This is a genomic window from Bacillus sp. JJ1764, from assembly GCF_036962145.1.
Lineage (GTDB): Bacteria > Bacillota > Bacilli > Bacillales > Cytobacillaceae > Neobacillus.
This window is the reverse complement of the sequence record NZ_JBALNY010000018.1, coordinates 75051-93804: the sequence shown is the minus strand read 5'-3', so window position 1 is coordinate 93804 and position 18754 is coordinate 75051. Positions and strand designations below refer to the sequence as shown.

Genomic DNA, 18754 nt, shown 5'->3' with positions numbered 1-18754 from the left:
ATTTATTTTTTATTTCTTGTTACATTCCCCTTAATATTATTGAAAGTAACCTTCCCATTTCCAGTCTGAGTGATTTCTACATTTTTAGATACATCATTTATATCAAGGGAACCGTCTCCAACATGAATTTTAGCTGATCCATCTATTTGATCGACTTTGATGTGTCCATTAAGATTCATTATTTTTATATCTGAATGAATATTATGAAGGGATAGATTACCGTCTCTATTTTTTAAATCGATGGAGCCATCTATGTTCATCGCTTGAATCTTCCCATTTTTATTATTTAGTGTAACCTTTGAACCAATCTCTCGAATTTCCATATCGCCATCCCTATTCTCGATTCGTAAAGGTCCCTTTGAGCTTGATACATTAATATCACCGTTTACATTTTCAATTTCAATAGCGGAAGACACATCAGATATACTAATATTTCCATCTCTATGGGATTGAATGTCTACCTGAAGGTGCTTTGGTATCTTAATTTGAAGGTCAACTGATCCAGAACCCGTCGCAAAAAATTGACCATCAAATGTAGCATCTAAATAGGCGGTGTTTTTTCGTTCTTTTAAACTAAATTTAAGTTTATCCATACTGATGCCCTTAGCCTTTGCTTGTGCAGTGACCTCTATCTTTTCGGAGTTCGAATGGCCTACAATTTCTACCTCTCCATTTCTATTGTTAATAACAAGATTTGAAATATCTTTTACTGACAGTTCAACTTCCTTCGTAGTTGATTTTTGTGTACACGCTGAAATAAGAGTTAACATAGATAGAATGACGAAAAACAGCAATAATTTTTTCATATATTCTCCATCCTTCCAGATTTAGATCTGTGACTTCCCATTAGCTGTATTTTGCTAAGCTACGTCACGTTTGACAAAATTGGGGTATGATATCAGATGGAGTATCAATAGATGTAAGATAATAAATCCTACTGATAAACCTAATGTCATTCCTTCAACTGAAGGTGTGCCGAATATGAATTGGGTAAGGTCTGTATGTGAAAAGACGAAATACTTCGTCCAATTCCATCCATTCATTGCAATAGATAGTATAAATCCTACTAATGTTACTAGAATGGAGATAACGATGGAAAATGTTGTACTCTTGAAAGCTGCGGAGATCATAAATGCCAATGTGATGGCCAGAAACAGAAACGGAATATTTAATAGATAACTACCTATCAATGCAATGAGGACAGGAACTCCTATAACAGTTTGATCCTTTACAAAAAAGTACTTATCACCTAATCCATCCAACCCAAATATGAAACTACTAAATAATATAGCCGTCAATATGCCAACTACTGTTAAAAAAAGCCCGAACAATATGGCACCGGTATATTTAGCAAAATAGATTTTCGTTCGACTAGCTGACTGGGTTAGTAAAAGTTTGATTGTTCCAGAACCAAACTCAGCTGCAACAATTTCCCCTCCTATAATAATTGCAATAAGTGACACCGCAAAAATAATATTACTAATTTGACCAACGGCAAAACTCCATGCATTTGTGTGTGGAGGAATATTCTTTTCTAAATAATATTGATTCAGTAACAATTTTTTCTTAGCTTGCTTCTCTTCAATTATCAACGTATTTGATTTCTCTAATTCCTTATTAAGTAAAATATTCTCCTCTTCCAGCTTAGTCCTCCAATCTTTTCCGAAAGCAGTATCTTCTGATGTTTTAATATTAATAATCTGGATTAATACGTACATTATGACTAATGCGACCATAACCCAAGTGCGCTTACGTTTATATATTTTCATATTTTCATTACGTATTAGATTCACTGGATATTCCCTCCTGTAATTTCGATAAACTTGTCCTCAAGTGTCTTTTTGACAGTTTGGACATTATATACATTAATGCCTGCATCCATCAGCTTTTTACTTATTTCAGGTATGCGTTCTTTAGGAATGCGTACCTTAATTTGTTTTCGATCCATGATAATTGCTTTTCCAGACATTAAAGATTGAAGTACTTGTATAGCATAATCCGGGCGATCGACTTCAAATCCAACTTCTGAACATTCATCTTCCACCATGTCCGTTACATTATGGATGCCTATCAACTTGCCTTTGGTTAAAATCGCCACTCGATCACACATCATTTCCATCTCCGACATTAAATGGCTTGAGATCATAACTCCTACACCCTCGTTTTTTACGATGGATAGTAAATGTTCCCTCAATTCACGGATACCAGCCGGATCAAGTCCATTAGTTGGTTCATCTAGAATAAGTAAGGAAGGTTTATGAAGCAAAACAACGGCAAGACCTAGTCTTTGTTTCATACCAAGTGAATAGGTACTGACTTTATCGTTAATACTGTGCTCCAGTCCTACTAAGCAGACAACTTCACTAATTCTTTTTCGTGTTACATTTGAATGCATTCTTGAAAAATGAACTAAATTATCATATCCAGATAAGTATTTATACAAATCAGGATTTTCTACAATAACTCCAACCTGCTTCATTGCTTTCTCAAAGTGAAGAGAAGTGTCCTTTCCATTAATGAATACCTTTCCTTCAGTTTTGCTAACCAGACCTACAATCATACGAATTGTGGATGTTTTTCCAGCTCCATTGGGACCGAGAAGACCTAAAATTTCCCCTTTATCCATTTCGAAAGATAAATGGTCTACAATGGTCTTGTTCCCAATCTTTTTAGTAAGGTTACTTATTCGAAGTAACGACAATGACTTTCACTCCTTTTATTAGTAATTTGAATGAGATATAATTTATTTTGGAAGCGTCTCAGACAATCTCAATCTAACAAAGCAGCTGTCATAATCTCTAGTTACAAAATGTAATAACCTTGATATGACATAGAAAACTTGCTTTTTTATATCATTTTAATCACATATATTTTTTAATTGATTGGAGCTGTTCGGATGCGTTTTTTCAAAATTAGATTGTCATGGCAAGATTGGTCCATTTTTACTTTACGAACGTTATGGATTATTTTAGTTATCATTTTTATGTATAGAGACAAATCAAATTTTTCTTTTTGGTTGGTTTGTATTCCTCTTCTCCTTTGCAGTACAATCCCATTTTTATTTGCTGGAAGACATTATTACCGATATTTGATAACTGAGTGTTTTGTTGCCGGTGGTTTTACCCTTTTTCTTGCCTATCATTTAGAGTTGCCTAGGTTATTTGCCCCAATCCTTTTTACAATGGCGTTCTATTCTCGAGGTAAACAACATTTATTTTCTTTTCCTATTTCTGTGATTTTGTTTATTTTAATTGCGGGTGACTCGGTAGTTTCATCACTAACAAGCCCCAAGATTTGGCAAAGCCTAATGGATGCACTTATATTTTATGGAATTAGCTTCTCTCTACAAATGGGGGCTATCTCTATTAATGCAATTAAGCAAAAGCTAAAACTAATTGAAGAGCAATATTCGATTCTGGAACAATATTCATCACAAATCGAAAAAATGACTCTTCTGGAAGAACGATATCGTATGGCACGTGAACTTCATGATACAATTGGGCATTCCTTTACCTCTATGATTTTAGGAATGGAAACTCTGAGCTCTCATATTTCTTCAAATGAAGGAAATACCAAGCTACAAAGCATGATAAAACTTGCTAGAACTGGATTGGAAGATATTAGACGGCAAGTGCATCAAATGGATCCCTTAGAAGAAAATTTGCCATTGGATCGTTCTCTTCTTCAAATCATTGAAGAATTTAAAACAAATTCAGGAGTGCATGTTATTTTTCGTACAATGGGTGAACCTTATCCAGTAATGAAGCAGGCTAAGCTTACATTGTATCGATGCTTACAGGAGACTATAACTAATGCTACCCGTCATGGTAAGGCTAGTTCCATTCAAGTTCTTCTACAATATGCCCCTGCTCAAATAATGCTACAGGTACAAGATAACGGAAAAGGAAGCGAAAAAATTCAATATGGATATGGACTTTCAAGTATGAGGGAACGTCTTGCTATGTTACAAGGCAAGTTCTATATCGACACTCAGATGGATGAGGGTACAATTATAACCTGTATGATTCCAAATCAGACAAACGAGGGCAGTCATAAAATTAAAATTCTTTTAGTGGATGATCAGCCGCTAGTCCGCGAAAGTTTAAGGTTGTTGTTGGGAGAAGAAAAAGATTTTCAGGTATTTATTGCTGGAAACGGAAAACAAGCAATTGAGGATTGCCAGAAAAATTGTCCCGATATTATATTAATGGATATTAACATGCCAGAAATGGATGGCATAACTGCTACAAAAGTAGTGAAAGAAACTTGGCCACATATACGTGTTATTATGATTACAACTATTGAGGATGTGTCTTATGCGGCTACAGCTCTGCGTATTGGAGCAGAAGGATACATTCTAAAATCCGTTAATCCAAAGGAATTGGCAGCAACGATTCGTCTAATTTATGGTGGTGGAACGATAATCACACAAGATGTTGCACAACAATTACTTGAAAATCAGATGGGGACTAAAGTTAAAAATCCTTATGAACTAACCGAAAGAGAATTGGAAATACTTCGTGGATTGATTGAGGGAACTCGTAATAAAATACTTGCTCAAAAGTTACACTTATCTGAAGGAACTATAAGAAACTACATTTCCACTATCTATTCTAAACTACAGGTACAAGGAAGAGATGAAGCTGTGGAAAAGGTGAAAAGAGAGAATCTAATTCAATAACTGTTCTTCCTCTAGTTTCATATCAACTGCTTAGTTACTTGAAAAAAACTTGCTTAATTTTTATTAAAATGATCTCTTAACACCACAAAGAATATTGTTACCATACAAAAAAGTTGCACCCCATACAATATAATCCTACCCAATTATTATTATTGAGATTCTATTATTGGAATTTTTTTCATGATAGAATCTTATTCTTTAACAGACATACATGCAAAAAAATTGGTACATCAATGAATGAAATAACAGTTATCCACAGTTATTTCAGGGTAGATCAAATAAATAAAAACAGGGCATAGGAAATTTCCATGCCCTGTTTTTGGTTTATGAACTAGTAGTCAGCAAGATCTTTTGTTTGCCGTTCAATGACAGCTTTGATCGTTAACTATAGCACTCGTTATGTCTAATTATTGGGGTTCTACAAATAATTCAGTTGCCTGCTTCTAATTACGCATATTGCTTTAATTCTTCTTTTTGAAAAAAGCTCTTCATGGCATGAAATACATCTGACTTTTGTTTTAGAATATAATAACGGTGCTTCTCATCTTTCACATTTTTGTATGCTGACATGAGTGTACTGTGGCGATTGTATTGAATTAAAAAAGACAACCGAAGGTTGCCTTTTTATGGAATAAAATTTTTCTCAATCAGTGTATCAGAGAACAGTTCAGAGACAGGAACGATCTTAATATGTCGTTTTTCAAATTCATCCATTGACTGAAATATTCCTACAGAACATACTTTACCAGTTACACCAACATGACCAATGGCGATTCCTCTTCCTTTGATTTCGGTTACTTTGGCCAGTTGTACCATTTGTTTTCGGACATGAGAAGAGGAAGAGATATCATCAAGAAATACGTCTCGTTTTAAAAGTGGAACTCCCATCTCTTTTGCTAATTGTGGAAATTTTGATTTTGGACTGGTGCCACTATCGATAATGTACAGCCTTTTTTCTTTAGCAACTTCAACGATTGCCCGGACAATTTCTTCATTTTCTACTGCAAGTGATCCCATATGGTTATTAAGTCCAACTGCATATGGGACACTCTTGATGGCTTCATAGACACGCTGCTTTACCTCTTCTGGCCCCAGATCATTGGTTATTGGCTTAGGACCCAGCCAAGAGCGTTTTCCCCTTTTTGGTTCCATCGGTAAATGAATCATCACTTCAAACCCGTTTTGATGGGCCCATTCCGCATGTTTTCTGGAGCTTTCCGTAAAGGGCATGACAGCGGCAGTTATCGGAATTTCACCTTCCAAAAAGTCTCTTACTCCCCCGGTTCCACCGCCAAAGTCGTCTATGATAATAGCCGCCATTAGACTTTTAGGTTCTGCTTCTTCAGCATGGACAGGGTGGCAAAACAAATAATGTAAAAAGGGCAACAAGAGAATAGCTAATTTTTTCATATTTACCTCCAAAAGTGGAACTTTTGAAGATATTTTCCCCTAAGTTTTCTACTTTACAAATAAAAAAAGAAGGCTGTTCATAAGCCCTCTTTTAAAACAAATTATTCAGCGTCAAAAACCTTAACTTCCACCATTTTATCGCCGTTTCTCATATTTTTCGCAGTATCTAGTCCGGAAGTTACCTGACCGAAAACTGTATGAACACCGTTTAAATGTGGTTGTGATTCATGCACGATAAAGAACTGGCTGCCGCCTGTATCTCTTCCCGCATGCGCCATAGAAAGTGATCCAGGAACATGCTTATGTGGATTTCCTTCCGTTTCACATTTGATTGAGTAGCCAGGACCACCCATACCAGTTCCAGTAGGGTCGCCTCCCTGACTTACGAATCCAGGAATGACTCGGTGGAAAATAACACCGTCATAGAAACCTTCGTTTGCTAATTTTTCAAAGTTTGCAACTGTACCAGGTGCTTCATTTGGGAATAAATCGAATTCGATTTTTTCGCCGTTTTCCATTACTATGTATCCTTTTTTAGCCATTTTCATCTCTCCTTATGTAAAAATCATTTTTATCATACACTTTTCAAAGGAGAAAAGAAAGTATTGGCGCTTTTACCCATTTATATTTTCACTACAATCGTGTTACAATAGTAGTACCCCTTCCGAACATTCGCTTGTTGCGGGACACTTAACCACTGTACGGACGGAAGGGGTACGAAAGCCGAGACTTATGCCTCGGCTTTTTGTATTTTATTTAAGAAACGCGACAGTGCATATATAAACATTAAAAACAGTAAATACCCATAAATGGAATAGGAATGCTGCCAGTTTTCAGAGTGAATAAACAACCCAAATTCCTCAGATAATTTTTCAAAAATCGGAACCAGTAAACTGATCAATAAGATGATTCCTGCTTTTCCCCAGTTATTTACTTGTGAAAGAATATGAAGAAAAACGATAATAAATAATGGCAGGATGATTCCGGTAAAGCCAATGTTAAAAGAAAAAAGTTCAGGGAATGGTCTAAAAGGAAATTCATATATCCCCTTGGTAACGAAGTAATGATCTAAATAAGTAGCAATAAATGTGGCAATGATTGCACATACCACATAGTTCTTATTCCAAAAAGTTAATCGTTTTTTTGGCAACTGCGGCAATTTCGAGCCGTTCAAGTGTTTTACAGTATTCATTCTTAATCTCCCCATCTATCATTTCATCATCTTCGATTAAATAATCCACAACACGCCAATCCTCAAACCAATCACCTTGTTCTGCTTCTGGTTGGCTGACATTTTTCCAAGCGTTTTCAAGAGTTGGGCTGTAAAACCGTCTTGCCCCTTTTCTAAGTTGACAGGATTTTAACCGCAGCGGATAAGACAATCCCGGAATCCCTTCGTGAACATGATTGAATATATGTGGCCAATAATCCTTTCGCGATCCTGTGTGCGGATGACTTTTTGCCCACTCTACTGCTCTTTTTAGAAATGCTTGATCCTTAAATAAAATAGTATAAAGCCTTTTACCAAGCAGAATGCGTTCATTTACTGATTCAAATTGGTGCAGGGTCTGTCCCTTTAGATCACCCTCGCCATGGGGAAATAATATATGATTAAATGAAAGCCAATCCTGTAAATAAAATTCGAATTTATTCAAGACATCCTTTTGATAAACCGAATTTTGCACGACCCTTTTCTCAAGATAGCTTTGCTCGTTGATGACCAGAGCGATACAGTGAATATAGCGATCTTGCTCCTTCCAAAAAAAATTCCAAATGGTTTCCATAAAGGTGGACACATTTAAATAGGAAAATAAATAAAACAATGGTTTATGTTGACGTAAGCTTTCCTCATAAACTAGAAATTGAGGGTACACATCCTGAAAAATCAGCCAATTCCCTCGCTCTAAAAACGAAAAAAACTTATTACAATCTCTTTTAGACATTAGCCGTGTTAACAGTTCTCCTTTTAAATCGGTCATGTTATATCCGCCATTGCGCGACACCATGTGCCCCAAAAAAGCCCACTGGATCTCCGGATGCTTCAAGTAGAATTCCAAATAGGCTTTTGTTCGAGTGACATTGTTCAAGTTGAATTCCTTTGTTTGATTTCTAATTTTCTCCAACAGCTTTCGATCATGTATCGTCAAATGATGTGAGGTTCCTGGGGGAATTTTGTTTTTTCTTTTTAATTCATCCCGTATGCGCTCAAGGAGTGACAACTCACGATTTCTTTTTATAAAATTCACAGTTTCCCTCCCTTACGAATTCTCTTTGTGGCAAAGGAATATGTATAGCCTAGAGGATCTTTTTGGGAGAGGAAGGATATTCAGGATGACTGATGTGAAAGCAAGAATAGATTGGATTAAGGAACAGCTTAAAAAGGATCAATCTCCCGATGGCTCATGGGCTTATCCATTTGATACCGGCATATCTACAGACTCGTATATGATCATTTTATTACGGACATTGGAGATACATGATGAAGAATTAATCAAAGGGCTTTGTAAAAGAATCTTAAGTAAACAAGAAAGCAACGGGGCATGGAAGCTTTTTTATGATGAAGGAAAAGGGAATCTTACTGCGACGCTGGAGGCCTATTACGCCCTACTCTTTTCAGGCTATTATCCGAAAGAGGACAAACGGCTACGGAGCGCTAAAAGATTTATCTTGGCAAATGGTGGGATTAGTGAAGTAGGTACCTATACGAAAATCATGCTGGCCTTAACCGGGCAATATCAGTGGCCTTCATTTTCACCACTGCCGATAGAAGTAATACTTCTGCCGCAAATATTTCCGATCAACTTTTATTCTATTTCGGTATTCGGCAGAGCCAACCTAACCCCTATCATGATTTTGGCAGCAAAAAAATTTTCCATTAAGACAGCCAAAACACCAGATTTATCTGATTTACATCTGAATCGAGAGTACGAAGATGACTGGGTTCGTTCATCGGAGTGGCGCTCCCTGTTTAGTTTCATGGAAGATGGAGTAAAAAGCTTAGTGGGGGTTCCCCATGAATTGCGGAGTTTGGCCATAGAACGTGCAAAAAAATATATGTTAGATCGAATTGAACCAGATGGTACTTTCTTAAGTTATTACAGCTGCACCTTCCTAATGATTTTCGCTTTGCTATCACTGGGGTATAAGAAAACGGACCCTGTCATTACAAATGCCATTGAGGGAATTCAATCGATGAAATGCGACATTAATGGGCTCCCACATATGCAATATACAACTGCAAATGTGTGGAATACCTCATTAATTAGTGTTGCGCTTCAATCCGCAGGAGTTCCAGCTAACGACCATATGGTGGCAAATGCTAACCAATATCTACTTAACCACCAACATAAGAAATTTGGTGATTGGGTGGTTCATAACCCAACTAGCCTCCCAGGTGGGTGGGGATTTTCCGATGTGAATAACATTTTGCCGGATGTAGATGACACAACAGCCTCCCTCCGCTCTATTTCGAAAATGGCTTCGGAACAACTCCCTTCTTGGGAACGGGGAATTAATTGGACATTATCGATGCAAAATGATGATGGCGGCTGGCCTGCCTTTGAAAAAAATACGGATTCCAAGATGTTAGAATACCTACCTCTTGAAAAAGGAAAATTTTTGCTATTGGATCCATCTTGTGCTGATTTGACGGGGCGCACACTAGAATTTTTCGGTAATTATACAAACCTTCCTCACAACCATTCAGTTCTCAGTAAAGGGGTAAAATGGCTGCTAAAAGACCAGCGTAAAGACGGCTCTTGGTATGGCAGATGGGGAATTTGTTATACGTATGGAACGTGGGCTGCTGTAACCGGATTAGTAAGTGTTGGGATTTCGAAAACAGATCCTAGTATCCAAAAAGCCATCAGTTGGATGAAGCAAATTNNCGTATGTCCCGCTCCGCGCCAGCACCTTGACTCATACCGCATGGATGCTTGATGCATTAATGACGGCTGCTGACCGGCCAACTCCGGAAATCCAAAAAGGAATTACTTATTTAGTAAATTCACTGGAACGTGAAGATTGGACTGTAGATTATCCGAAAGGTCAGGGTATGGGCGGAGCTTTTTACATTCACTATCACAGTTATCGGTACATTTTTCCGTTAATAGCCTTGGCTCATTATCAAAAAAAATTTGGAAAGGTGTAACTTGCGATATGGGATCGATTATTTACGAAAATGATCCATTTGCTTGCGAAAACTCAACCTTTACTTGCAAAAGGCAAAAAACATCGACGGATTACTGAAACCGTCGATGTTTTTTTATAAAAATTTATTCAACCCTTTATATATCTCAACCATTTCCTCCAACCGCATTCGAACCAAACCACTTGAAGATGGTGCTACAAAATCAACCGTTCCAGGGATAACCGCTTCTTTCTGAACTCCCCATGGGGCCGTTTTTCGACCGCTAAATTGTTGGTACACTCCCTTCCCGACATAACAAACCACNNTTAGGTTTTAAAAAGGAAATTTTCTGTTTTAATATTTCCCTACCCTCCTGATATTCTTCCTTAGTGATTTCATCAGCAGCCTTGGTCGGTCTTTCGACAATATTGGTAATTCCATAGCCGACATCCAATAACAGGTCATCTTCTGTTGCTTCGAATTTCCTAGGAGTCAGTCCGGATTCATGAAGAATTCTCCAAAACCGATTGTTGGGATTGGCGAAATGATGCCCGGTTTCACTGGAACGAATACTTGGATTAAAGCCGACAAATAAAATCTTTAAACCCTCTTTTATACGATCATTAACTGGATTCATTAAAATACCCCTACCTTTTTTTCCATTTTACCATAACCATTTCAGATTCTTTTCAGTGTTATCGTCTAAACTGCAAGAAAAGAACAAAGGAGTGAATGAAAATTGCTGAAAAAATGGAAAAAAATTGCCCTTGTCCTCNNATGATGATGACGACGATCACGAAAAGCACGAGTATTATCAAAAAGAACATTACGAAGATGCCGACGATGATGAAACCGAATGGAAATCCACGAACCAAGAAGTCATCACAAATCAAACAGACTACTGGTACATTTGGTCCAAACAACCAAGAAACACAGCTGATCATCCTCTTCCGATCGAAACACCTTCAGAATTATTGGTTTCAGTCAATTACACTGAAAAAAGAATTTACTTTATCCCCCAAGATGGACAATTGCTGGTTTCAGCGGAGGAAATCGGACAGCTTCTAGGAGCAAACACCCATTACTACCCGCAAAGCCAAATTTGCAGCATAAACAAAGGAAATCAGGAATTAATCGTTAAAGCCGGTTCAAATGCAGCTTACGTAAACCAACTAAAAACGCCTATGCCTGTCCAAGCGGTCGCACTTGAAAATTCCATCTATATCCCAATTTCTGTGGCCGCAAATGCCCTTGGTTACCGAGTAAACTGGGACAAAACAAAGCAAACGATCGTCTTACAATCTATTTAAGGAAGGTGAAAAATCATGGCCAAATCAAATAAATCAAAGTGGATCATTGGGGTGACAGGCACTGCCCTATCTGCTTTTGTTATATCCCAAATTGGTGGAACTCAAACGAACCAAAACCAACAAACTTCGAATCCGGTCGTTACTAAATCCATGAGTCCTGAAGAAAAAAAATATGCTCAACTAGACTGGTCTAACTATGAAATAAACGGTGTTTCTGGAGGTGCGGTTTCAAGTGATCGCCAAACCAGCCGTTCATGATGAATTAGATATTTTAGCTTTTGAGGCAATGAATACGAACTTTTATATTGCAGTAACCGATTGTCAACTCAATAATTGGAAAGATGTCATCGGTGGATGGATCAAATATGTTGAAAAAGAATGGTCTCGCTTTAACTCAGAAAATGAACTTGAAACATTAAACAGACTGCAACTAGGGGAAACCATCCCTAATTCACCTCCGTTACTAGATGTCTTGTCACGAGCAGAAAATTACCGTGGTCTTACAAACGGGCTCTTTTCACCCTACTTGCTAAGTCAGTTACAATATCACGGATATGGCCACTCGTTCCCTTTCCAGTCCAGTGTACCTGCCAACTATGAAATGCCCCAAATAGATGTTAACAGTATTGCTCCTTTTAAACTTGACTCCAATGCCGGTACAGCGACCAGAATTTCAGACGGACAGCTTGATCTTGGCGGCATTGGTAAAGGATACGCGGTTCAAGCATCATCACGGTGGTTAAAGACGATGGGAAAAGCCTCCTCCGGGATCGTGGATGGCGGTGGTGATATGGATATCTGGTCTAAAGGAGAAAGGGAGTGGAAAATCGGTGTCAGCCATCCGAATAATCCCAAGGAGGAAATCGCGCAATTCTCCATCAAGAATGGAGCAGTTGCCACCTCTAATGTGGTGTACCGAAGCTGGATGCAAGGAGACGAGAAAAAGCATCATTTATTAAATGGAAAAACAGGACTCCCGATTGAATCTAATTTGATTCAAGCAACCGTTATCACTGAGCACTGCCTTGATGCAGAAGTAATGGCAAAACTTTGCTTTATGGAAAGCGGACAAAATCTTTTGAATGTGCTAGCAAATATATCTCCAAATTATTCGATACTTTTAGTAGATCAAAACCACCAGATAACCACCCTTGAAGGGAGCGGTTTCTAAATGAATGACTATTTGTCAACATGGACATTGATTCGTGCCTCTGGTTTCCTTGCCTATTATTTACTGACTTTGTCACTTGGTATAGGGCTCTTAAGCACGATCTCCATTATGAAGAAAAAGAAAGGTATACTTATACAGCTTCACCAATTTAGTGGATGGACAGGGTTCCTAACTATTATTTTTCATATATTACTTCTATGGCGTGATTCATACGCCCCTTATTCGTTAGCTGAGCTGTTTGTCCCGTTTGGTGCTAAAAATGAACCACTGCTTTCTGGATTAGGCACCCTCTCATTTTATTTATTCCTCATTGTATTGGGTTCTGGAGATTTTTTCATGAAGAAATTAGGAAAGCTTTGGAAAAGGATTCATATGCTAGTTTTTCCAGCATGGTTATTGATGTGTATACACGGAATGGCGATCGGAACCGATTCTTCTGAACCATGGGCATTATTGATTTACGCCATCGGAATTTCCTTCATTTTAGTGCTAGGTTTCCTTAGAAAAGTGGATAAAAAAATCCTAAAGCAAGCAGCAAATTCTAAATGAAAACGACAGTTTCCAATTGGATCCTGTCGTTTTTCTTTAAAAAGTAACGGTAAATACACTCCCTTTTCCAAGAGTGCTATTTGCGGTGATCTTTCCACCATGTGCAGTCACAATGGCATGAGCAATAGACAAGCCCAATCCCGCCCCGCCTTTTTCTCTTGTCGGATCCGTTCTATAAAATCGTTCAAAAATAGCAGGCAGCGCTTCAACCTCAATGCCGCATCCGGTGTCTTCAATGATAAGAATCTTTTGATTCATTTCGGACCTTAGTGTCAAAGTGACTTTTCCTTCATTTGTATAACGAAAGGCATTATCCAACAATATATAGATTAATTGTTCGATTCTGGCTCTATCACACATAAGAAAAATGCCCTCTTGGATATGCTGCTCAAACATAATATCCTTCGAGATGGTTCTAGAAAACCGTTGATAAATAGACAAGGCAAGTTTTGATAAATTAATTTCCTGCCATTCCAAATTCAATTGCTCCTGATCACTTCTTGCCAAAATCAGTAAATCATTGACAAGCTTATTCATTTGGTGGGCCTCGATTTTTAAATCTTCAAGCACTTCATTTCCAAGTGGACTTAAGCGACCCTGTTCTTCCCGCATTAACAAATCAATAGAACTGTAAAAAATGCTTAATGGTGTCCTTAATTCATGGGAGGCATCTGAAACAAACTTTTCCTGTTTATCAAAGGCTATTTTAATTGGCTTCATCGCTTCACCGGCAAAATAATATCCAACAAAGGCAAAAATGACACTAAAAAGGATGGTTAACAGAAATAAAATCCAAGTAATTTTTTGAATAAGATGCTTCTCAGCCGTGATATCCATTCCAAGAAGGACTTGTCCCTTATCTCCGAGCGATTCTTTCATCAAAATAAAATGCTTTTCGCCCCAAGTCATTCTTTCTGTTTCGAAATCAGTTCGTAAATATTGCTGCTGTTCGATCCACTGAAACAGGCCTTTATCCGTTTCTTCTCCGCTAATCAAGCCCCCATTACGATTGTACACGTAATAAAAGATGTTTCGATTTGGTTCATAGTCGATATCATGGTGTTCCTTTTCAGCGACATCTTCATAAAAATCATCTATTTCACGATTGAAAAAAACCTCTAATTGGTCTGCCTCTTTCTCATTAATCTCTTTCGAAATCAAGAAGTATAATAAACCGATAAATGATATGAGCAATAGGACTAACGAAAGGGTATAAACCACCATTAATTTAGCCTTTACACGGTTAAACATAAGTGCTTCTCACTTTATAGCCAATTCCGCGAATATTTTGGATAAAGGAAGGAAATCCTGGTACATCGATTTTTTTTCTAACCAATTTCACTAAGGCATCCAATGCATTGTCTGATACTTCGGAATCATAGCCCCACAGTTTTTCGAACAATACTTCTCGAGTCATTACCTGGTTTTGATTCCTCATTAACAATTCAAGAAGCTGGTACTCCTTTTTCGTCAATTCAATCAAATGATTCTGTCTAGATAATTCATGGGTATTTAAATTTAGAACAAAATCCCCGATCGTAATCAATTCTTCAACAGGTTTCTCTTTTCTACGACTAATGGCACGAATTCTTGCCAAAAGTTCATTAAATTCAAAGGGCTTGACAATGTAATCATCTGCCCCGGAATCTAGGCCAGTAATAATGTCATGATTGGAATCTTTTGCCGTGACAAATAATATACCACTATGGATTCCTTTGTCCCGCAGTCTTTTACAAACCGATAACCCCGTTTCACCGGGCAGCATCCAGTCCAAGATAATAATGTCGTATTCAGAAAATCTGGCGAGTTCATACGCTTCCTTTCCGTTTTTAACCCAATTCACAAGATGAAATTCATTTTTTAATAAGTGGGTCATCAGTTTTCCCAGCCGCTTATCATCCTCAGCCAATAATATATTCATGTTGACCTCTCCATTTCAAAAATTTCCCTTTTACTATCATCATAGCAATCATTTCTGAAAAAAGAGTGAAGGAAACGTGAACTTCTTCTATTTTAAAACCATTTTATTTCCCGAAAAGAAGTGATGATACTTATCATAAAACCAACAATGGTCACAATTAACAGGGAATATAGAAGACGAGGCTCATGAAGTAAAAACAGTCCTGTTAAAATAATAATCACATCCATGATTAAGGCAATCACACCAACATTCCACTTTGACCACTTGGCAATCAGCAGTGCCAGTAAATCCATCCCTCCCGGACTAATATGATGTCTCAGCATGACTCCAACGCCCATTCCAATCATGATTGCGCCGATAATCACACTGGTCTGAAGCGGCAAATAAACAACTCCATTCAAAGGAATCCACAAATCAATCATAATGCCGGAAATAATGGCGCCCAATAACCCATTCAAAAAGTAGGAAGGCTCCACTTTATAGGCAAACAAATAGACTGGTATATTGAGTAGGATAAAGGTAACCCCTACCTTTACTCCTACTAAATAGTTTGCCAGAAGACTTATACCGAAAAACCCGCCATTAATTAAATGAAAAGGAAGAATGAACCCATTAATACCAATCCCGATCATCGAACTCCCAAAGCCGATTACAGCCATTTTTTTCAGCATGCTACCATTCCTTGTCCAAGTTCTTTATTACTACATATATGTTAGAATAAAAAACTTCATTCTCATGGAATGGAAGACATAAAAATAGAGCCGATGATATCGGCTCTATTACAATATTCTTATAATTACTCCGTTTTGCTACTAGTTAATTTCACCGTTAAGGTCATTTGCTTTCCATTACGGTAAACTTCAAATTTCACATCATCACCGATTTTTACTTTTGTATATAAGTACTTTCTCAGATCAGAAGAACTTTCAATTTTGGTTCCATTCATGGCAACAATCACATCCTTTGATTGGAACCCGGCACGACCCGCAGCAGAATTAGAGTCAACATTCATGACTAAGACGCCCTTGGTTACGTTATTAGGAAGGTTCTGCCAATAAACCTGCGGTACCTGATCTAAATCAGCCAATCCAATTCCGAGATAAGGCCGCTCAATTTTCCCATTACTAATTAACTGATTGACAATTGGAATGAAATCACTGCTCGGGATGGCAAACCCCAATCCTTCCACACCGCTTTCCGCGATTTTCAAGCTGTTGATTCCCACCACTTGACCTTGAGTATTAATTAACGCTCCCCCACTATTTCCTGGATTGATGGCTGCATCCGTTTGGATGACATTTGTATCCCAGCTTCCAGCTGAAGTTGAAACGGAAATGGTGCGGTCTGTCGCACTAATTATCCCTGATGTCACCGAGCGTGAGAAATCAAGACCCAGAGGGTTTCCAATCGCATAAACCTGATCACCAGGACGCATCTTAGTTGAATCTCCAAACTCTGCAGTTGCCGTTACATATTTAGAGTCAATTTTTAAAACCGCCAGATCTGTTAAAGCATCAGAACCGACCACCTTAGCTGATGTTGTTTCACCATTATATAAAGAAACTTCTAGCTTTGTGGCGCCTTCAATTACATGGTTATTGGTTACGATATACGCAGAATTGCCACTCTTTTGAAAAATAACACCTGAGCCAGATCCACTTTCCACACTCTGTGAAGAATTATTGGTAGTATTGCCAAAATAGTCAAAGCTTTGCTGTTGCTGATAATTGACAATTCCAACAATGGTTTTAGACATATTTTCAACGATATCGGCAATGGAGTTGTTTGATACGGCTGAAGGCTGTGCAGATACCGTTTTCACTTTGGATGCTTGATTCGTTACCCCTGTCACCTGATTATTAGCAGCATCATAGTTCTTCAAATAATCAGTATGCGGCAAAATAGTCAACGTTAAAACCGATCCGATTACCCCGGCAGCCACTGTCGAAGCAAAGCCCTTTAAATATCGCGTTGCCGGTTTCTTTGGAATTTGATTGGTTGCACGGGTCGTTTCTATAGTAGGCTGAAGTGGTTCTTCTTGATTCGGTTTAAAATCGACATTTTCAGATTTAATCGTAAAATCGGCATCAACGGCTTGAACCCTTTCCTCCATCTCATTAGATTCATTATTTTCATTCATCTCAGATGAGTTCGTTTGATTTTTTTCAAATTCTTGATCTCTATTAAATTCCATCTCAATCGATCTCCTTTTGTGTATCTTTTAATCCTACCTATAAAATACACAATAATTCTTAACAAATTATTAACAAACTTTAACCAGATTGATAAATTTGTGAGAATTGGTATGGAGTAATCTACTATAAAAGCGTTAATTAAACATGAAAATGGAGTGATTTTAACCAGTATGATAATTTACATAATTTTCAATCCCTAAGTGAACAATATATACACTATATAATATCGTGATTCGGAGGATGAACCTTGAATACAAATAGCACAATTCGATTAACTGCTCCGGAAATTGCAAGCCTTTGGACCCAATACATTTTTGATACCATGTCCATTTGTTTCTTTCGTTATGCACTCGAACATATCGATGATCACGAAGTTAAATCCATCTACAATACTTCCCTAGAAATATCAAAAAAGCATGTACAAGAAATTACAATATTCATGCAAAAAGAAAACTACCCTATTCCACATGGGTTTACAGAAAAAGAAGACGTCAACATTCACGCACCACGTCTATTTCAAGACCCTTTCTACCTAAATTATATTTATATCATGACTTTACAAGGAATGACTGGATATTCTTTATCTGTTAGTACTTCCGTTCGTGCTGACTTACGGAAGTATTTTATAACCTGTATGACCGAAACGATGGAGCTTTTTGACCAATCTATAGACTTAATGCTTTCAAAAGGGGTTTTAACTCGCCCTCCTGTTATTTCACCGCCCGATTCGATTGATTTTGTAAAGCACCAAAGTTTTTTAACTGGATGGTTGGGAGATCGTCGCCCGCTGAATGCTATTGAAATTGGGGATATTACTTTCAACTTGTTAAAAATGCATTTACATGCTGCTTTAAAAGTGGGATTTATCCAAGTAGCCCAATCACAAGAAGTTCGACAACATTTCAGGAGAGGACTTGAAATTGCCAATAAACATATAAAGATATTTGATTCGGTATTAAATGAAGATAAATTAAATTCACCAATTTCCTGGCAATCCATGATCACGAACTCTACATCTATGACCTTTTCAGATAAATATTTGATGTACCAAATTCAATTGTCTACACAATTAACCCTTTCATTTTATGGTTCTGCATTGAGTGTCAATTCGAGGAAAGATGTAGGTGGTCATTACGTAAGATTAATTTTTGAACTTTTACAATTTGCAGAAGACGGAGCAAACCTAATGATAAAAAATGGATGGCTAGAGCAGCCACCAACAGCAAGTGACCGAGAATCTCTTGAAAAGGATAGAGGTAAAAAATAATTTTCCAGATAAATTTAACGCTAGGAACGATTCCTAGCTTTTTTTTTGATGTACTTAATGGCTCAAGAACCCTATTGAACTTGAACTAACCCAGCTACTTTATGTACTAAGCTTCAGGTAA

The 18754-nt window shown here is 37.6% G+C and carries 17 protein-coding genes and 3 pseudogenes; 7 read left to right on the top strand and 13 right to left on the bottom strand.

Going from position 1 to position 18754, the window contains the following annotated elements:
• Positions 1-2 precede the first annotated feature (2 nt).
• From V7083_RS03155 to V7083_RS03145, 3 genes are read right to left on the bottom strand one after another with little or no spacing between them, the layout of a single operon-like run.
• Positions 3-806, bottom strand: a complete 804-nt coding sequence (locus V7083_RS03155; protein ID WP_335475280.1) for a hypothetical protein — start codon at positions 804-806, stop codon at positions 3-5.
• A 54-nt stretch (positions 807-860) separates the two neighbouring features.
• Positions 861-1793, bottom strand: a complete 933-nt coding sequence (locus V7083_RS03150) for an ABC transporter permease (RefSeq protein ID WP_335475278.1) — start codon at positions 1791-1793, stop codon at positions 861-863.
• Entirely contained in the window at positions 1790-2701 is a 912-nt protein-coding gene (locus V7083_RS03145) for an ABC transporter ATP-binding protein (protein ID WP_335475276.1), read from the bottom strand. Before V7083_RS03145 ends, V7083_RS03150 begins: the two co-directional genes overlap by 4 nt.
• Before the next feature lie 195 nt (positions 2702-2896).
• On the opposite strand from V7083_RS03145, the gene V7083_RS03140 reads away from it, so the two are divergent.
• Positions 2897-4681, top strand: coding sequence for a hybrid sensor histidine kinase/response regulator transcription factor (locus V7083_RS03140; RefSeq protein WP_335475274.1), 1785 nt, complete (start codon positions 2897-2899; stop codon positions 4679-4681).
• Positions 4682-5128: 447 nt separating this feature from the next.
• On the opposite strand, the pseudogene V7083_RS03135 reads toward V7083_RS03140, so the two are convergent.
• The 5 genes and pseudogenes from V7083_RS03135 to V7083_RS03115 all read right to left on the bottom strand — a co-directional run.
• Positions 5129-5275 (bottom strand): annotated as a pseudogene (locus V7083_RS03135) (sporulation protein YhbH); the annotation flags it as partial.
• A gap of 30 nt (positions 5276-5305) precedes the next feature.
• The gene (locus tag V7083_RS03130; RefSeq protein ID WP_335475272.1) at positions 5306-6091 is read right to left on the bottom strand and encodes a divergent polysaccharide deacetylase family protein; all 786 of its coding nucleotides are present in this window, start codon (positions 6089-6091) and stop codon (positions 5306-5308) included.
• 101 nt (positions 6092-6192) lie between these two features.
• Positions 6193-6633 (bottom strand): peptidylprolyl isomerase, encoded by a 441-nt coding sequence (locus V7083_RS03125; protein ID WP_335475270.1) that lies wholly within the window; start codon positions 6631-6633, stop codon positions 6193-6195.
• 188 nt (positions 6634-6821) lie between these two features.
• Positions 6822-7283, bottom strand: coding sequence for a CBO0543 family protein (locus tag V7083_RS03120; protein WP_335475268.1), 462 nt, complete (start codon positions 7281-7283; stop codon positions 6822-6824).
• Complete coding sequence (locus tag V7083_RS03115) at positions 7210-8337, bottom strand: DUF2515 family protein (RefSeq protein WP_335475266.1); 1128 nt, start codon at positions 8335-8337, stop codon at positions 7210-7212. Before V7083_RS03115 ends, V7083_RS03120 begins: the two co-directional genes overlap by 74 nt.
• A gap of 85 nt (positions 8338-8422) precedes the next feature.
• Between V7083_RS03115 and V7083_RS03110 the strand changes: the two are divergent.
• Positions 8423-10241 (top strand): annotated as a pseudogene (locus V7083_RS03110) (terpene cyclase/mutase family protein).
• Between the two features lie 114 nt (positions 10242-10355).
• Here V7083_RS03110 and V7083_RS03105 read toward each other — a convergent pair.
• Positions 10356-10857, bottom strand: a pseudogene (locus V7083_RS03105) (mismatch-specific DNA-glycosylase).
• Positions 10858-10981: 124 nt separating this feature from the next.
• On the opposite strand from V7083_RS03105, the gene V7083_RS03100 reads away from it, so the two are divergent.
• The 4 genes from V7083_RS03100 to V7083_RS03085 are packed head-to-tail and all read left to right on the top strand — an operon-like array spanning position 10982 to position 13250.
• Positions 10982-11530, top strand: a complete 549-nt coding sequence (locus V7083_RS03100; protein WP_438823688.1) for a copper amine oxidase N-terminal domain-containing protein — start codon at positions 10982-10984, stop codon at positions 11528-11530.
• A gap of 15 nt (positions 11531-11545) precedes the next feature.
• The gene (locus tag V7083_RS03095) at positions 11546-11788 is read left to right on the top strand and encodes a hypothetical protein (RefSeq protein ID WP_335475262.1); all 243 of its coding nucleotides are present in this window, start codon (positions 11546-11548) and stop codon (positions 11786-11788) included.
• Positions 11763-12701: an FAD:protein FMN transferase gene (locus V7083_RS03090; RefSeq protein WP_335475260.1), complete on the top strand. Its 939-nt coding sequence runs from the start codon at positions 11763-11765 to the stop codon at positions 12699-12701. The genes V7083_RS03095 and V7083_RS03090 overlap by 26 nt, the downstream gene beginning before the upstream one ends.
• On the top strand, positions 12702-13250 hold the full coding sequence (locus V7083_RS03085) for an iron reductase (protein WP_335475258.1): 549 nt from the start codon (positions 12702-12704) through the stop codon (positions 13248-13250). It begins immediately after the preceding gene.
• A 36-nt stretch (positions 13251-13286) separates the two neighbouring features.
• On the opposite strand, the gene V7083_RS03080 is transcribed toward V7083_RS03085, so the two are convergent.
• From V7083_RS03080 to V7083_RS03065, 4 genes are all read right to left on the bottom strand, one after another.
• The gene (locus tag V7083_RS03080; protein WP_335475256.1) at positions 13287-14501 is read right to left on the bottom strand and encodes a sensor histidine kinase; all 1215 of its coding nucleotides are present in this window, start codon (positions 14499-14501) and stop codon (positions 13287-13289) included.
• Positions 14494-15171 (bottom strand): response regulator transcription factor, encoded by a 678-nt coding sequence (locus V7083_RS03075; RefSeq protein ID WP_335475254.1) that lies wholly within the window; start codon positions 15169-15171, stop codon positions 14494-14496. Before V7083_RS03075 ends, V7083_RS03080 begins: the two co-directional genes overlap by 8 nt.
• Before the next feature lie 92 nt (positions 15172-15263).
• A complete protein-coding gene (locus V7083_RS03070; protein ID WP_335475252.1) occupies positions 15264-15842 on the bottom strand; it encodes a YitT family protein in 579 nt (192 codons plus the stop codon).
• Positions 15843-15967: 125 nt separating this feature from the next.
• Complete coding sequence (locus V7083_RS03065) at positions 15968-17365, bottom strand: S1C family serine protease (RefSeq protein ID WP_335475250.1); 1398 nt, start codon at positions 17363-17365, stop codon at positions 15968-15970.
• A 248-nt stretch (positions 17366-17613) separates the two neighbouring features.
• Here V7083_RS03065 and V7083_RS03060 point away from each other — a divergent pair, with 248 nt between their 5' ends.
• On the top strand, positions 17614-18633 hold the full coding sequence (locus tag V7083_RS03060) for a DUF3231 family protein (RefSeq protein ID WP_335475248.1): 1020 nt from the start codon (positions 17614-17616) through the stop codon (positions 18631-18633).
• Positions 18634-18754: the final 121 nt, after the last annotated feature.

What these genes read in the sequence shown, in the direction of transcription:
- V7083_RS03155 (WP_335475280.1), bottom strand. Translation starts at nt 806, where the DNA reads ATGAAAAAATTATTGCTGTTTTTCGTCATTCTATCTATGTTAACTCTT.
- V7083_RS03140 (WP_335475274.1), top strand. Translation starts at nt 2,897, where the DNA reads ATGCGTTTTTTCAAAATTAGATTGTCATGGCAAGATTGGTCCATTTTT.
- V7083_RS03130 (WP_335475272.1), bottom strand. Translation starts at nt 6,091, where the DNA reads ATGAAAAAATTAGCTATTCTCTTGTTGCCCTTTTTACATTATTTGTTT.
- V7083_RS03125 (WP_335475270.1), bottom strand. Translation starts at nt 6,633, where the DNA reads ATGGCTAAAAAAGGATACATAGTAATGGAAAACGGCGAAAAAATCGAA.
- V7083_RS03120 (WP_335475268.1), bottom strand. Translation starts at nt 7,283, where the DNA reads ATGAATACTGTAAAACACTTGAACGGCTCGAAATTGCCGCAGTTGCCA.
- V7083_RS03095 (WP_335475262.1), top strand. Translation starts at nt 11,546, where the DNA reads ATGGCCAAATCAAATAAATCAAAGTGGATCATTGGGGTGACAGGCACT.
- V7083_RS03085 (WP_335475258.1), top strand. Translation starts at nt 12,702, where the DNA reads ATGAATGACTATTTGTCAACATGGACATTGATTCGTGCCTCTGGTTTC.
- V7083_RS03080 (WP_335475256.1), bottom strand. Translation starts at nt 14,501, where the DNA reads ATGTTTAACCGTGTAAAGGCTAAATTAATGGTGGTTTATACCCTTTCG.
- V7083_RS03075 (WP_335475254.1), bottom strand. Translation starts at nt 15,171, where the DNA reads ATGAATATATTATTGGCTGAGGATGATAAGCGGCTGGGAAAACTGATG.
- V7083_RS03070 (WP_335475252.1), bottom strand. Translation starts at nt 15,842, where the DNA reads ATGCTGAAAAAAATGGCTGTAATCGGCTTTGGGAGTTCGATGATCGGG.
- V7083_RS03065 (WP_335475250.1), bottom strand. Translation starts at nt 17,365, where the DNA reads ATGGAATTTAATAGAGATCAAGAATTTGAAAAAAATCAAACGAACTCA.